The organism is Proteus sp. GOKU, from assembly GCF_015475555.1.
GTDB classification, from domain to species: Bacteria; Pseudomonadota; Gammaproteobacteria; order Enterobacterales; family Enterobacteriaceae; genus Proteus; species Proteus mirabilis_B.
Window position 1 is genome coordinate 3,151,097 of sequence record NZ_CP034105.1, and the last position, 15,589, is coordinate 3,166,685.

General features: G+C 39.3%; 15 protein-coding genes. 12 read left to right on the forward strand and 3 right to left on the reverse strand.

Translation table 11 applies throughout. The annotated features are described in order from the left end of the window. The first annotated feature begins 372 nt into the window (after positions 1-372). The 7 genes from ppiB (at position 373) to EHE21_RS14570 (ending at position 8,138) form a co-directional block, all read left to right on the forward strand. Positions 373-867, forward strand: a complete 495-nt coding sequence (gene ppiB, locus EHE21_RS14540) for a peptidylprolyl isomerase B (RefSeq protein ID WP_006533972.1) — start codon at positions 373-375, stop codon at positions 865-867. Between the two features lie 12 nt (positions 868-879). Next, positions 880-1,602, forward strand: a complete 723-nt coding sequence (locus EHE21_RS14545) for a UDP-2,3-diacylglucosamine diphosphatase (RefSeq protein WP_194951055.1) — start codon at positions 880-882, stop codon at positions 1,600-1,602. Between the two features lie 134 nt (positions 1,603-1,736). Beyond that, on the forward strand, positions 1,737-2,258 hold the full coding sequence (purE, locus tag EHE21_RS14550) for a 5-(carboxyamino)imidazole ribonucleotide mutase (RefSeq protein ID WP_088494797.1): 522 nt from the start codon (positions 1,737-1,739) through the stop codon (positions 2,256-2,258). Then, entirely contained in the window at positions 2,255-3,322 is a 1,068-nt protein-coding gene (purK, locus tag EHE21_RS14555; protein ID WP_194951056.1) for a 5-(carboxyamino)imidazole ribonucleotide synthase, read from the forward strand. The genes purE and purK overlap by 4 nt, the downstream gene beginning before the upstream one ends. A gap of 123 nt (positions 3,323-3,445) precedes the next feature. Then, positions 3,446-4,705, forward strand: coding sequence for a CynX/NimT family MFS transporter (locus EHE21_RS14560; protein ID WP_194951057.1), 1,260 nt, complete (start codon positions 3,446-3,448; stop codon positions 4,703-4,705). A gap of 67 nt (positions 4,706-4,772) precedes the next feature. Then, a complete protein-coding gene (locus EHE21_RS14565) occupies positions 4,773-5,798 on the forward strand; it encodes a mechanosensitive ion channel family protein (RefSeq protein WP_194951058.1) in 1,026 nt (341 codons plus the stop codon). Between the two features lie 177 nt (positions 5,799-5,975). Then, the gene (locus tag EHE21_RS14570) at positions 5,976-8,138 is read left to right on the forward strand and encodes an ornithine decarboxylase (RefSeq protein WP_194951059.1); all 2,163 of its coding nucleotides are present in this window, start codon (positions 5,976-5,978) and stop codon (positions 8,136-8,138) included. A gap of 88 nt (positions 8,139-8,226) precedes the next feature. Here the strand turns inward: EHE21_RS14570 and ybbP are convergent, their stop codons facing one another. Then, complete coding sequence (gene ybbP / locus EHE21_RS14575) at positions 8,227-10,668, reverse strand: putative ABC transporter permease subunit YbbP (protein ID WP_194951060.1); 2,442 nt, start codon at positions 10,666-10,668, stop codon at positions 8,227-8,229. Beyond that, positions 10,665-11,351, reverse strand: coding sequence for a putative ABC transporter ATP-binding protein YbbA (gene ybbA, locus EHE21_RS14580; RefSeq protein WP_165122565.1), 687 nt, complete (start codon positions 11,349-11,351; stop codon positions 10,665-10,667). Before ybbA ends, ybbP begins: the two co-directional genes overlap by 4 nt. Here ybbA and tesA point away from each other — a divergent pair. From tesA to EHE21_RS14605, 5 genes are all read left to right on the forward strand, one after another. Further along, on the forward strand, positions 11,322-11,951 hold the full coding sequence (tesA, locus tag EHE21_RS14585; protein ID WP_194951061.1) for a multifunctional acyl-CoA thioesterase I/protease I/lysophospholipase L1: 630 nt from the start codon (positions 11,322-11,324) through the stop codon (positions 11,949-11,951). The two genes, ybbA and tesA, sit on opposite strands and share 30 nt — an antisense overlap. 50 nt (positions 11,952-12,001) lie before the next feature. Then, the gene (locus EHE21_RS14590) at positions 12,002-12,787 is read left to right on the forward strand and encodes an SDR family oxidoreductase (protein ID WP_194951062.1); all 786 of its coding nucleotides are present in this window, start codon (positions 12,002-12,004) and stop codon (positions 12,785-12,787) included. 84 nt (positions 12,788-12,871) lie between these two features. Then, a complete protein-coding gene (locus EHE21_RS14595; RefSeq protein WP_088494788.1) occupies positions 12,872-13,729 on the forward strand; it encodes a co-chaperone YbbN in 858 nt (285 codons plus the stop codon). Positions 13,730-13,766: 37 nt separating this feature from the next. Then, a complete protein-coding gene (locus EHE21_RS14600) occupies positions 13,767-14,690 on the forward strand; it encodes an SPFH domain-containing protein (RefSeq protein ID WP_088494787.1) in 924 nt (307 codons plus the stop codon). A gap of 2 nt (positions 14,691-14,692) precedes the next feature. Then, the gene (locus EHE21_RS14605) at positions 14,693-15,181 is read left to right on the forward strand and encodes an NfeD family protein (protein WP_194951063.1); all 489 of its coding nucleotides are present in this window, start codon (positions 14,693-14,695) and stop codon (positions 15,179-15,181) included. Here the strand turns inward: EHE21_RS14605 and cueR are convergent. Next, a complete protein-coding gene (cueR, locus tag EHE21_RS14610; RefSeq protein WP_194951064.1) occupies positions 15,144-15,548 on the reverse strand; it encodes a Cu(I)-responsive transcriptional regulator in 405 nt (134 codons plus the stop codon). The genes EHE21_RS14605 and cueR overlap by 38 nt on opposite strands. Between the last annotated feature and the right edge of the window lie 41 nt (positions 15,549-15,589).

The following is a 15,589-nucleotide window of genomic DNA, read 5'->3' on the forward strand; positions in this document are numbered from 1 at the left end:
AGAAAATAACAACTACTATAGCATGATATTAATAAGGATATTGGATCTTGCAGTCAAAGCAAACGCAAGATTAGAGCTTTTATCTTACTCTGCTTAACGCTTATTTTCACTGTTCAATCGTTGATAGTGAACAATCAAACTTCTATTATTTGGCTAAATTTTGGCGAAAAGTGTTTTTTCTTTCTATTACTGATTTATTTGGCTAAATTTTGGCGAAAAGTGTTTTTTCTTTCTATTACTGATTTATTTGGCAAGAAAAAGTAGAGCGAGAAAAAGATGCATACTGACTAAATTAGGCAACTGTGATATAAAAACGGGACTGTTGTTTATGCCCAAATCTGGGTAAAGCTAAAATTATATTAGGATCTGAATATGGTTACTTTTCATACCAATTACGGCGATATCGTGATTAATACATTTGCAGACAAAGCACCTGCAACCGTAGAAAATTTTTTAGACTACTGTAAAGAAGGATTCTACGATAACACTATTTTCCACCGTGTCATCAATGGTTTTATGATCCAAGGTGGTGGCTTTGAACCAGGTATGAACCAAAAAGCGACCAAAGCACCTGTAAGAAACGAAGCAAACAATGGCCTAGCAAACAACCGTGGTACATTAGCAATGGCTCGTACAAACGATCCTCATTCTGCTACTGCTCAATTCTTTATCAACGTTGCAGACAACGATTTCTTAAACTTCCGTGCTGAAAATGCAAATGGTTGGGGATATTGTGTCTTTGCTGAAGTTGTTGAAGGCATGGACGTTGTTGATAAAATTAAAGCGGTTTCCACTGGTCGTAGCGGTTTCCACCAAGATGTTCCTCGTGAAGATATCGTCATTAAAAGTGTAACGGTTAGCGAATAAGCCTCACTTTTTATGTGTACGCTTTTTATTGCAGACCTGCATTTAAGTGAACATGAACCGGCAATCACTGCCGGTTTTCTTCGCTTTTTAAAAGAACAAGCTATTCATGCAAAAGCACTTTATATCTTAGGTGATTTTTTTGATTTTTGGATAGGTGACGATGATCCTAATCCTTTGCATCAACAAATAGCTCAAGCTCTGATGACGCTAAAAAATGCAGGAGTACCTTGTTATTTTATTCATGGAAACCGTGATTTTTTAATTGGCTCTCGTTTTGCAAAAGAGAGTGGTATCACCTTACTTCCACAAGAAAAAGTGCTCGAAATTGAGAAGCATCGCATCCTAATTTTGCACGGTGATACACTTTGTACAGATGATGAAGCGTATCAACGTTACCGTAAAAAAGTGCATAATAAATTTATTCAGCGCTTATTCTCACTACTGCCTTTATTTATTCGACTGCGTATCGCTGACAAAATGCGTTCGCGTAGCCAGCACGAAAATCAGTATAAGTCTGATGCCATTATGGATGTTAACCCACAGGCTGTGATTGATACTTTTAAGCATTTCAATACAGAATGGATGATCCACGGTCATACTCATCGTCCAGCAATTCACACTGTTAATATTGATGATAAAATACATTATCGTGGTGTATTAGGTGCTTGGCATACTGAAGGTTCTATGTTTAAAGTGACAGCTGAAAAAATAGAACTTATTCATTTCCCCTTCTAAGTTGTTTTGCTTATTTTCTTCATAAAAAGGCTGTTTTTTCTTTACGCAAACGTTTTCCTATGCGTGTTAGCGTGATACTATCATGCTCAGTTTATTAGGCTATATCCGTTTATGCTTACAGGAGCAGTTAAGTAATGTCTTCTCAAGTTGGTCTAAATACCTCTTCCGCTCGTATCGCTATTGTAATGGGCTCTAAAAGCGACTGGGCAACAATGTCTCATGCCGCTGATGTACTAGACGCACTACAACTTCCTTATCATGTTGAGATTGTCTCTGCACACCGTACCCCTGATAAGCTATTTAGCTTTGCAGAACAAGCCAAAAGTAATGGCTTTGATGTCATTATTGCAGGAGCAGGTGGTGCTGCCCATTTACCGGGTATGCTCGCAGCAAAAACGCTCGTCCCAGTATTAGGAGTTCCTGTTCAAAGTGCTGCATTAAGCGGTGTTGATAGCCTTTACTCTATTGTGCAAATGCCGAAAGGTATTCCTGTGGGAACATTAGCGATTGGTAAAGCAGGTGCCGCCAATGCCGCTTTATTAGCCGCTCAAATTTTAGCATTACACTCCCCTACTATTTTTGAAGCACTAACAGCATGGCGTACAGCACAAACTGATGATGTCTTAAATAACCCTGATCCAAGGGAGGCACTATGAAGCCAGTTTGTGTTCTTGGAAATGGTCAATTAGGACGAATGCTAAGACAAGCCGGTGAGCCTTTAGGAATTGCAGTTTACCCAGTCGGATTAGATGCAGAGCCTGAAGCCGTTCCCTATCAAAAAAGTATAATCACAGCTGAAATTGAGCGCTGGCCTGAAACCGCTCTCACCAAAGAATTAGAGCGTCATACTAACTTTGTAAACCGTGATATTTTCCCATTGCTTGCCGATAGATTGCCTCAAAAACAACTTCTTGATGAACTAGGTTTAGCAACAGCACCTTGGCAACCATTAACGTCACCAACACAATGGCCTGATATCTTCGCTCAATTGGGTGACTTTATTATTGTGAAGCGCCGAGTTGGTGGTTATGACGGTCGTGGTCAATGGCGTATTCATCCTGGAGAAGAACAACAGTTACCTGCTGAAATTTATGGTGAATGCATTGTTGAGCAAGGTATTCCCTTTTTAGGTGAAGTTTCATTAGTGGGTGCAAGAGATAGCAATGGAAACTGTGTTTTCTACCCTTTGACTCACAACCTGCATCAAGATGGCATTTTACGCATGAGTGTCGCCTTACCAACACCTGCGTCAAAACTACAACAATCAGCGGAAAAAATGCTGACTGCCATCCTTAATAAGCTCAATTATGTGGGTGTAATGGCGATGGAGTGCTTTATCGTTGGTGATAAATTACTTATTAACGAATTAGCCCCTCGAGTTCATAACAGTGGCCATTGGACACAAAATGGTGCCTCAATTAGCCAGTTTGAGTTACATCTGCGTGCAATTTTAGATTTACCTATGCCAAAACCTGAGGTTTGCCAACCGGCGGTAATGGTTAATTTGATTGGCACTGATGTCAACCCTCAATGGCTTTCATTACCATTAGTTCATTTACATTGGTATGAAAAAGAAGTTCGCCCTGTCCGCAAAGTGGGCCATCTCAATCTTGTACATAGCGATAATCAACCACTGAAAGAGACCCTCAAATCATTAAGCTTGATGCTTGATGATGCCTATCAGTACCCTATCAAATGGGCTTTAGAAAAATTAAGCTAGCAGTCCGACTCATAAAGTTAGAGAATAATAGCCTTTAAACGAACAGACCTTAGATAACAAGGTCTGTTATTCGCTATTTTCTCCTGATTATTCAGGTTACTGCACCCATTTGATGGAGTCAGGATGCAAGCCACGCAACAGATTTTTGGTCCCGTTTATCAGTGGAGTATGCTGATATTATTGGGCTTTGTGTATTTTTTAGCTACCGCAACCACATTTACTTCTTTAGGTGTTGTTCTCCCTAGTATGATAAACGAGCTAGAGTGGAACTGGACTCAAGCAGGCCTCGGCTTTACGTTATTAGGATTAACCTGTGGTCTTGCGAGTTTTTTACCTACATTGCTGATCCGTAAATTAAGCGTTCGTCTTACATTACTTATTGGATTGATTATTTTTGTCAGTGGTTTCTATTTTCTTTATGAAACATACACTATTTCGCGTTATTTTCTCGGTACTGCACTGTTAGGTATTGGATTTACGCTACTGGCTACCGTACCCGGTACTTATGTTATTTCCCGCTTATTTGAAAAACAATCTTTTGCCTTTGGTGTCTATTTTACCATTGGTGGATTAGGTGGTGTTGCTGGACCTTGGATATACTTTTTAGCAACCCATTTATGGCATACATGGCGAATGCACTGGCTTATTTCAGCGATCACACTCACTGTTGTTACTCTTCTCACTATCTTATTTTTACGCGAAGGCACTAAAGAGCAAGAGCACGCCAAAAAAATTAGCCAACTTCAAACCACAAAACGTATCTATCAAACTAAAGAGATTTGGACGGCTCGTCATGCTTTAAGAACATGGCAATTTTATGTTATTGCAGCTACTTACACGGCTTTTTTATGGTGTGGGATCACGGTCAATAGTTTTGCTGTTGCACATATTATTGAAAATGGTTTTGGTGAAACTATTGCTGCAACACTCTTAAGTAGTATGGCTTTTATCAATGCTTTTTCACGCTTAGCGGGTGGAGCTATTGGTGAATGGTTAGAACCTAAAAAATTACTTATCGCAAGTTTAAGCATTATTATCATTGGCTTGCTCGCGCTAAGTATGGCTAATTCTTGGGTTTACCTGATCTTATTTACGGTTTGTGTCGGTATCGGTTATGGCATGACGTTCTTAGCATCAAGTATTTTGCTTGCTAACTATTTTGGTCGCTCTCCTTACCTTGAGCTATTTTCAGTGATGAATTTAATTTCAACACTGGCTTGTTTAGCACCTTTCTTTGCAGGGGCAATCAAAGATATTTCAGGTAGTTTCACACCTGCATTCTTGATTTTAACCATCCCTGTTTTACTGATTTTAGCGGTCACACTGTTTATGAAGCCACCAACCTACCCTAAATTTCAGCATGCAAGTGAACAAGAAAAGTAACCATTAAATAAGCAAGATAGTGAGTTTCGTATTATAAGAACGCATTTTCTAAGGAGACGTTAAGCTGATGAATGATGCATTAATAATAAAATACTCAATAGGTGTTGGCATAGCTTTAGCCTGTTTTGTTGGTTTTGTCGTCGTATCTCTTTTTCATGACAAAAAGAAAAAACGTCGTAGAAATATTATTATTCATATCAGCCAAGCTATCTTGCTTTGTAGTTTAGTGCTTATCTTAAGCCAATATTGTGAAATGGCTGTGGTCGATTTTAATCTCCACTTTATCTCCTTTAGGATGATTAACTTTTTCACCTATGTCGGCATTGCATTAATTTTAATGAGGAAATTTTTCTTACTAATTAATCGGTTAGAAAAAGCTCAAATTAAAAAAGGCAGTGATCCTACTTCTGCTCGTATTATTTCTCGCATATTTAAAATCACTCTATTTGTCATTATCATTTTATTGTTTGGTGAGCATTTTGGTATGAGCTTATCCGGCTTAATGACATTTGGCGGATTAGGTGGTATCGCCATTGGCATGGCAAGTAAAGATGTATTAAGTAATCTTTTCTCTGGCGTCATGCTCTATTTCGATCGCCCTTTTAATATTGGTGATTGGGTACGATCTCCTGATCGTAATATTGAAGGTACTGTAGTCGAAATTGGCTGGCGTATTACCAAAATCATCACATTTGATCATCGACCGCTTTATATTCCCAACTCGATTTTTTCCTCTATTAGTGTGGAAAACCCGGGAAGAATGACTAATCGACGTATTCAAACTGAAATTGGTTTACGTTATGAAGATTCAGATAAAATAGGCGTTATCGTTGAAGATATTCGCACCATGCTGATGCAAAATAACAAAATCGACACGCAACAAACGTTGTTAGTCTATTTTAATCAATTTGCAGACTCTTCACTCAATATCATGGTGTATTGTTTTACCAAAACAACAGTGTGGGCACAGTGGCTTGAAGCGCAGCAAGAAGTCTATTTAAAGATAATTGAGATTGTGCATAAACATGGCGCAGATTTTGCCTTTCCATCTCAAACGGTCTATATCGAAAAACCTTCTCCAATTACCCAATAATAGAAAATGGATAAGTTTATTTTCTCATAGACTTATCCATTCACTCACTTATCAAAGTGGTGGTTTATGCGCTTTAAATGCATAAAATCATCTTATTTGTCTTTTAATTTATTTCAATCACATTCACAACCAAGTATATTGTTCGCCAATTCTTCTATTGATAAAAACGCGAGCATAATGAAAAAAATGAAGTTGGCGTGTCACCCTACTCTTTCACACTATTTTTATTGTGAACGTCCGATTGTTGATATTGTTGATGCAAATTTAACGCAAGTGTCAGCAGTAGTGTTGTCATTGTCAGATATTGAGTCTGGCGAATTAGATCGCATTTATCAAACAGGCTTTCAACTCCCCGTATTTATTGCAGTTAATCTTAATGATGCACTCAGTGCTGAATTGCTTAATCAAGTTTCAGGGATTGTGATCACAGATAAAAATGCGCATCAAAAAAATAGTGCGTTGATTAATGAAGCTGCACAGCAATATGAAAAGAGTCTGACAACACCATTTTTTTCACGCTTAGTGAATTATGTTGCCGAAAAGAACGTTGCTTTTGATTGTCCCGGCCATCAAGGTGGAGAGTTTTTCCGTCGTCATCCCGCAGGCGAACAGTTTTATCAATATTTTGGTGAGAATCTATTTCGCTCTGATCTCTGTAATGCTGATGTTGAAATGGGTGATTTACTTATTCATGAAGGTGCGCCTTATGATGCGCAAACTTTTGCGGCGCAAGTGTTTAATGCCGATAAAACCTATTTTGTTTTAAATGGAACATCCTCTTCTAATAAAGTTGCCTTAAATGCCTTATTGGCACCAAATGATTTAGTGCTATTTGATAGAAATAACCATAAATCCAATCATCATGGCGCGTTAATTCAAGCCGGAGCGACACCTATTTATTTAGAAACTGCTCGTAATCCCTTTGGCTTTATCGGGGGCATAGATGCACATTGCTTTGAAGAGGACTATTTACGCCAACAAATCGCAGAAATTACGCCAGAACGCCAATTCGATAAACGCCCTTTTCGCTTAGCTGTTATTCAACTGGGTACTTACGACGGTACGATTTACAACGCAAGACAAGTTGTCGATAAGATTGGTCATCTTTGTGATTACATTTTATTTGATTCTGCATGGGTTGGTTATGAACAATTCATTCCGATGATGAAACAGTGTTCCCCTTTGTTACTAACGCTTAATAAAGACGATCCTGGTATTCTGGTTACTCAATCAGTTCATAAGCAATTAGCGGGCTTTTCACAAACCTCGCAGATACATAAAAAAGATGCGCACCTTAAAGGGCAATCACGTTATGTTAATCATAAACGTATGAATAATGCTTTTATGATGCATGCGTCCACCAGCCCATTTTATCCCCTTTTTGCAGCTCTTGATGTCAATGCCAAAATGCATTCGGGTAAAAGTGGTGAAGCCATGTGGATGAATTGCGTAAAACAAGGCATCGAAGCTCGTAAATCATTACTAAAGCAGTGCCAGTTTATTAAGCCATTTATTCCTGAGATGGTTGATGGACTTGCTTGGCAAGATCACGACACAGATGAAATCGCTCACGATCAACGTTTTTTCAATTTTATTCCTAATGATAATTGGCACTCATTTGAAGGTTACACCACCAATCAATACTTTGTTGATCCTTGTAAATTAATGCTTACAACGCCGGGGATCGATCCTCATACAGGGGAATATGGATCCTTTGGTGTACCAGCATCTATTTTGGCAAATTATCTACGCGAACACGGTGTTATTCCTGAAAAAAGCGACCTTAATTCAATCTTATTTTTGCTGACTCCCGCAGAGCACCAAGCAAAATTTGATCGCTTAACCTCTTTGATTGTTCAATTTGAAAAGTACTTAGTTGAAGATGTGCCATTAGAAAAAATATTGCCTTCTGTTTGTCATCGCTATCAATCTCGCTATCAGGGTTATACATTGCGTCAACTCTGTCAGGAAATGCATGATATTTGTGTCACTTACAATATTAAACTACTGCAAAAGCAGATGTTTAGAAAAAGTCATTTCCCTAAGCGGGCACTAAGTCCACAACAAGCTAATATTGAGTTTGTTCGTGGTAATGTTGAGTTTTTACCTTTAAATAAATTAGAAGGCAGAATTGCCGCGGAAGGTGCTTTACCTTATCCGCCGGGTGTTTTATGTGCTGTGCCCGGTGAAATTTGGGGTGGTGCTGTTTTACGCTATTTTCAGGCACTTGAAGTCACAATTAATCAGCTACCGGGCTTTTCAACTGAACTTCAAGGTGTTTATATTTATGATGAAGATGATGGCAGTAAGCGCATTTATGCTTATGTAATAAAAGAATAATTGTCTTATCTTTTCCCATAAAAAATGCTGATGTTTAATAGCATCAGCATTTTTATTTAACTCTATTTATGAGCCTTATTTATTTCAACTATTCACCCTGAATTCGTCGATACTGCCCTTTATCTTGCAACAGTCTGATCCCTAAAATACTGCCACATAATGAAAGTAATAGTGCGGCAACAATAGGTACGGTGATCCACATTCCCCATTGGGGCTGCCAAGGAAAATTAAACACTGATATTTGTAATAAGCTTAATGCAACCTCGGCACCAATCGCCGCAGCTAATCCTGCCATTAAACCTAACAATGCAAATTCAGCCCAAAGAGTCCGTCTTAATAATGATTTACCTGCGCCTAATGTGCGATATACCACCAGCTCAATACGTCGCTGTGTCATTCCTACCTGAATTTGAGCAACTAACAATAACGCACCACAGATCATTACCAATCCAACCATAATCTCCAATGCTCGACTGACTTGCTGTAAGATTTGTTGAACTTGTTGAATTAATGCGCCTGTATCTAATACGCTTACGGTTGGAAATTGCCGATTAAGTGCCGTAATTAGTGCCTCTTCGCCATTGTAGTAAAAGCTACTCATCCATTTTTCTGGCTGATTACTTAACCCTTCTTCAGAGAAGATAAAGAAGAAATTAGGACGCATATTTTCCCAATCAACATGGCGAATACTAGTCACAATGGACTTAAATTCACGAGTATCACCGACAAATGTTAATTCATCACCTAACTTAATTTCGAGTTGTTCAGCAACACCTTGATCAAGAGAAACACCATTCCCTACTGGAGGCCATGTTCCCTCAACAATCACATTATCTTTTGGCAATTCGCTATGCCACGTTAAGTTAAGCTCTCGACGAACAGTGTTATTACCAGCATCACGTTTATCTGCCCACTCTTTGGCATTATTCTCATTAATTTGTGTTAAACGCGCTAATACCACAGGAAATGCATCCGTAGGTTCAACATTATACTTTGCCAATAAAGTATTAATTTCTTGAACTTGAGGCGCAGACATATTAATTAGAAAATAATTAGGGCTATCTTCTGGTAACTGTTTTTGCCATTTGTCTAATAAATCACCTTGAATAAGGATTAAAAGCGTTAATAACATAAATGAAAGCGCGAAAGCCGCTAGTTGAGTCATCGTTTGAAATGGTTGTCGTAATAAACGAGTCACCGCTAAACGTGCGCTGAGTTGGCGGAATTTAAACTGCTTTAATACCCATAATCCTAACCAGCCAATTATTCCAAGTAGAAAAGCAATAACAACAACACCAAATAGAATTGACCAGAGTAAAACGCCCGTTCCCGCAAAAAGTGTTAAAGCACCGACAATAATTAAGCCTACAATCGGTAAATAATAACGCAGAGGCCATATAGGTGCCGTGGTATCACTTCTTAATACACGGGAAGGTTGTGTCGCCATTAGTTGATAATAAGGCCTTAATCCTGTTAATAAAGCAATTAACAGTAAAGAGCCCACAGACCATACCCACGGTAAGAAACTCGCTTCAGGCAAACTTTTAGGTAAAACAGGCGCTAAAATTTGTAGCAGTATCGCCTCAAAAATAAGCCCGACTAATGAACCGACAACAATCGCACCAATGAGGATCACTCCCCATTGCCCAACAATCCACTTTCTCAATGCTCGTTTATCTGCACCTAGTGTTTTTAATACCGCAATTAAGGTATGACGACTACGGCAATAATGAGCCATTGAAACGGCAACTGCCGATATAGCAAGTAATAGCGTTAATAGAGCAGAGAGCAAAAGAAAGTTTTTCGCACGCTCCATTGATTGTGAAAGCGCTCCACTGTCTTGTTTTAAACTATTCCAACGCTGGTCTGGTTTTAATAGTGGATCGAAGCGTTGCTGATAACTATCAATCACAGCTTCATCGCCCGCAAACATATAGCGATAAGTCAGGCGGCTTCCGGGTTGCACCGCTCCAGTTGATTCAACATCATCAAGGTTAATTAAAATACGAGGTGCGATTTGAAAAGGATTAAACCCGCTATCTGGCTCTTGAATTAATACACCACTGATTGTAAATGTAGCGTCACCTACATCAATGTTATCGCCGACTTTTATATCAAGTAATTCAAGTAATCTGGCACCGACAAGCGCAGTTCCTTTTTCAGGTTTTAACCCTGCTGGCTCTGTTTCTAACTCACCATACAGTGGATATAGGTTATCTGCGGCTTTCACCAACGCAAGCTGAGGTGTATCACCTTCAGGAGCATAAGACATTGTGGTAAATTGCATTTGGCGACTCAGAGTTAGCCCTTCTTTTTTCGCCTCTGTAAGCCAGTTTTCATCAACGGGATAGGATGCACGTAAGACTAAATCTCCAGCAATTAAATCTCGACTTTGAGCATAAATGCTTTTATCGATGCGATCACCTATACGCCCTAAAGCAAGCACACAAGCAACTGCCAGTGCTAAAGAAAGCCAAACAATTAATAGTGCAGGAGAACGCCATTCACGCCAAAACCAACGCCAAATCATGACTCCTCCTTAAGTTGTCCATCTACTAATCGTAATCGTCTTTGGCAACGAGCTGCTAGCTCATTGTCATGAGTAACTAAAATCAAAGTTGTTGCATAATCTCGGTTAAGAGAGAACAACAAGTCAGCAATTTTATCACCAGTTTTACGATCAAGGTTTCCTGTTGGTTCATCCGCAAAAAGAATAGCTGGTTGAGTGCAAAATGCTCTTGCTAATGCAACGCGCTGTTGCTCACCGCCAGAAAGCTGTGCTGGCATATGGTATAAACGTTCACCTAATCCTAACAGCTTAAGTAAATCAACTGCACGCGCATGGCTGTGCTTTTCTGACTCACCTTTTAATAATGCGGGCAACTGCACATTTTCAAGTGCATTCAATGTTGGGATCAACATAAATGATTGAAAAACAAACCCAACATGTTGAGCGCGCAACTTGGCACGCTCTTCTTCATTCATTTTTGTGAGATCTTCGCCCATCAAATGCACGCTGCCAGAGGTGCCATCATCTAATCCAGCAATGATCCCTAACAGTGTCGATTTTCCCGATCCTGACTCACCAATTAACGCAATTGTTTGTGCAGGCTCGACAACTAACTCAACACCCTGCAATATAGAGATCTGACTATCACCTTGTCCTACTTGTTTGGTTAACTGATGAACTTCAAGAACCTTTTCCGTCGACATACATTTTTCCTTATCGTTATGATGATGTTTAGCTTTAAGGCAATTGCTGCTGATACCTTTTTGATCTTTGGTGACAGCTTGAGTGCAGGATACCGTCTTTCGATTGAAAGCGCATGGCCACAACGCCTTGCTGATAAATGGAAAACAACCTACCCTGAAATTAATGTTGTTAATGCAAGCATTAGTGGTGAAACTGCCTTTCAGGGACAAAATAGGCTTCCTGATTTATTAAAACAGCATCAACCACGCTGGGTTTTAATTGAATTAGGTGCAAATGATGGTTTACAGGGATACCCTGTTGCACAAACAAAAGAGGCATTACAAAACATCATTACACAAGTGAAAGATGCCGGTGCAACGCCACTTTTTATGCAAATAATGATTTCACCTAATTACGGTAAACGTTATACACAATCGTTTTCAGCGATCTATCCAAAACTCGCTGAAGATAATGCGCTTCCTCTGCTTCCTTTTTATATGGAACAAATCGCTGATAAACCTGAGTGGATGCAAAATGACAGCATACACCCCAATGAAGATGCTCAGCCGTTTATTACGCAGTGGATGGATGAAACATTATCCCCTTACTTAACACGTTAGACTATTCTGACAGTAGTTGACGTAGATTAAACGAGATTAATTGTAAAATTATGCAAAAAACGGTATTGATTACAGGAAGTTCTAGTGGAATAGGACTCTGCGCGGCAAAAGCACTAAAGAAAAGAGGCTATCGAGTTCTTGCTGCTTGCCGTAAAGGTGAAGACCTTGAACGCATGGAAACACTGGGATTAGAACCTATTCATCTTGATCTTGATGATCCAGAAAGTGTTGAAAATGCGGCACTAGAAGTTATTCGCCTGACAAACGGTCGTTTATATGGATTATTTAATAATGGTGGGTTTGGCGTTTATGGCCCATTAGATGCCATTACTCGCCAACAAATGGAAAAACAGTTTTCGACTAACTTTTTTGGTTTACATCAGCTAACTACATTACTTCTACCAGCCATGTTACCCCATGGTGAAGGGCGCATTATTCAAACGAGTTCTGTAATGGGGATTATCTCGACACCCGGTCGAGGTGCTTACGCTGCCAGTAAATATGCGGTAGAAGCATGGTCTGATGCGCTAAGAATGGAAATAGCGCATACTGGAGTTAAGGTGAGTTTAATAGAGCCGGGACCAATACGAACTTGTTTCACTGAGAATGTCGCTCAAGCCGAAAAAGATAAACCTGTAAAAAATCCGGGGATTGCGAGTCGTTTCACATTAACGCCTGAAGATGTGGTGAAAAAGCTTATTCATGCTTTAGAAAGCCCAAAACCTAAGATACGTTATCCCGTAACCTTATTAACTCACGCTGTCAGAATACTAAAGCGTTTTCTACCTGATATTTTAATGGATGCAATTCTCAGTCGCCAAAGTGGCAAGGCTTGATTTTTCAGGATCCACCCTTACTTATTAATAAAATAGCTTTATAAATCGCATCTATATTTAAAACTCTCAAAAAGGGGCAAGTTAATGTTAGCAACTGCACATATTGTTGATGTAAATGAATCAAATATTCAACAAGTTATAGAACAATCCATGACGAAACCAGTCATGATGTATTTCTATTCAGAACGTAGCCCTCATTGTGCAGAGCTTGGCGCAACATTAGATAAACTAGCAGCCGAATTTGCTGATCAGTTTATTTTGGCAAAATTAGATTGTGATGTTGAACAAATGATTGCCTCACAATTTGGTCTACGCGCTATTCCAACTGTTTATATATTGCAAGAAGGTCGTCCAGTTGATGGCTTCCAAGGTCCTCAACCTGAAGAAGCAATTCGTCAAATTTTAGCCAACGTATTACCTAAACCAGAAGAGTTGAAAGCAGCACAAGCTGCACAATTACTTTCTGAAGGAAAAGCAGAAGAAGCATTACCGCTACTAAAAGAAGCTCACCAGCTCGCACCTAAAAATAGTGAAATTACACTTGCACTAGCAGGTGCTTTAATTTCTTTAAATAAAAGTGAAGAAGCACAAACTCTGTTAATCACCATCCCATTACAAGATCAAGACAGCTACTACCATAGTTTGTTAGCGCAAATTGAATTACAAAAACAGGCGGCTGATACGCCTGAAATTCAACAATTACAGAACGATTTTAATCAACAGCCTGAAAATACCGATCTTGCTATTCAACTTGCACTAAAATTACATGAAGTTGCCCGTAATGAAGAGGCATTAGAGTTGCTATTTAGCTTTATCAAAAAAGATCTAAATGCAGGTGATGGGCAAGTTAAGAAAACCCTGATGGATATTTTATCAGCCTTAGGCACTAATGATAATTTAGCGTCTAAATATCGTCGTATGGTGTATTCTTTACTTTATTAATTTTACTTTCTTATTAAAGCAGACTTAGGACAGGTATATGGAAATAGTCATTGGTATTATTATCTTATTCGCTATTATTTTAGTTTTATGCGGTGTTAAAACCGTTCCACAAGGTTACCAGTGGACTGTCGAACGTTTTGGTCGTTACACTCGTACTCTGACTCCAGGACTTCAAATTCTCGTGCCATTTGTCGATCGTATTGGTCGCCGTATCAACATGATGGAACAAGTCCTTGATATTCCTTCTCAGGAAGTTATTTCTCGTGATAACGCCAACGTCAGCATCGATGCAGTCTGCTTTATTCAAGTGATCGATCCTGTAAAAGCCGCTTATGAAGTCAATAATCTCGAGCTTGCCATTATTAACTTAACACTCACTAATATTCGTACAGTGTTAGGTTCAATGGAACTTGATGAAATTCTTTCTCAGCGTGATCAAATCAACAGTCGCCTTTTACTGATTGTTGATGATGCAACAAACCCTTGGGGTATCAAAATTACTCGTATCGAAATTCGTGATGTCCGCCCACCAAAAGAATTGATTTCTGCAATGAATGCGCAGATGAAAGCTGAGCGAACTAAACGTGCTGACATTCTTGAAGCTGAAGGTATTCGTCAAGCCGCTATCTTAAAAGCTGAAGGTGAGAAACAAGGACAAATTCTAAAAGCTGAAGGTGAGCGTCAATCTGCATTCTTACAAGCAGAAGCCCGTGAACGTGCGGCAGAAGCTGAAGCCAAAGCAACACAAATGGTATCTGAGGCCATCGCCAAAGGTGATATGCAAGCAATTAACTACTTTGTTGCTCAAAAATATACTGATGCGCTGTCTCAAATTGGTTCAGCTAATAACAGTAAAGTTATTATGATGCCACTAGAAGCAAGTAATCTCATGGGTGCAATTGGCGGTATTTCTGAATTACTCAATACCAAAAAAAGTGACTCTGGCAACAAGAGCAATTAATTATGATTGAATGGATTAGTGCTCAACCTGCACTTTTCTGGCTTTGTCTTGGTGGCTTGCTGTTAATTACAGAAATGTTAGGAACAGCAGGATACCTTTTATGGTCAGGAATGGCGGCTCTATGTGTATCGTTGATTGCATGGATACTGCCTATTAGCTGGCCTATTCAAGGTGTTTTATTTGCGATATTAACGGTTATTAGTGCTGTTCTTTGGCACCTTTGGCTTAAACGCAGAAAACAATCAAAAGAAGCCGAGAACTTAAATCAGAAAAGTCACCAACTCATTGGTGTTCATGCTGTTTTATTATCAGATACGGAAAACGGTTTTAGTCGCGTTAAATTAGCTGATGGTAGTTGGCGTGTTTATTCAGACACGCCATTACTTGCTGGTGATAAGGTAATAGTGACCGCAATTGATGGTATTACCTTACAAGTGATCGCACTTAAACCGACTATTTCTGGTGATGACAACACCCTGACAAATGATTGATAATTGGGCACTCTGCTCCGTCATCACCCGGGCATTCGCTGGCTAATAAAAGTAATCGCTGACGAATGGCATTAAGCTCATTAATTGTTTTCTCAATTTCAGCCACTTTTTTTAAGGTGGCTTCTTTCACGTCTGAACTATGACGAGAAGGATTTCTTAGCAACATTAATAAAGCTCGGCACTCTTCTAAACTAAAGCCAACTTCTCTTGCTTGGCGCAATAATGTTAACTCTTCAATATGTTGAGCCTGATAATAACGATAGCCGTTTTCACCTCTTCCCGGTGGTGTTATCAAGTCTTTCTCTTCATAAAACCGAATAGCTTTAGCCGTTAATCCTGTTTTACTTGCGATTTCACTAATATTCAAAATTCCCCCTTGACCTTCCCCTTGCGGAAAGGTTTAGCCTT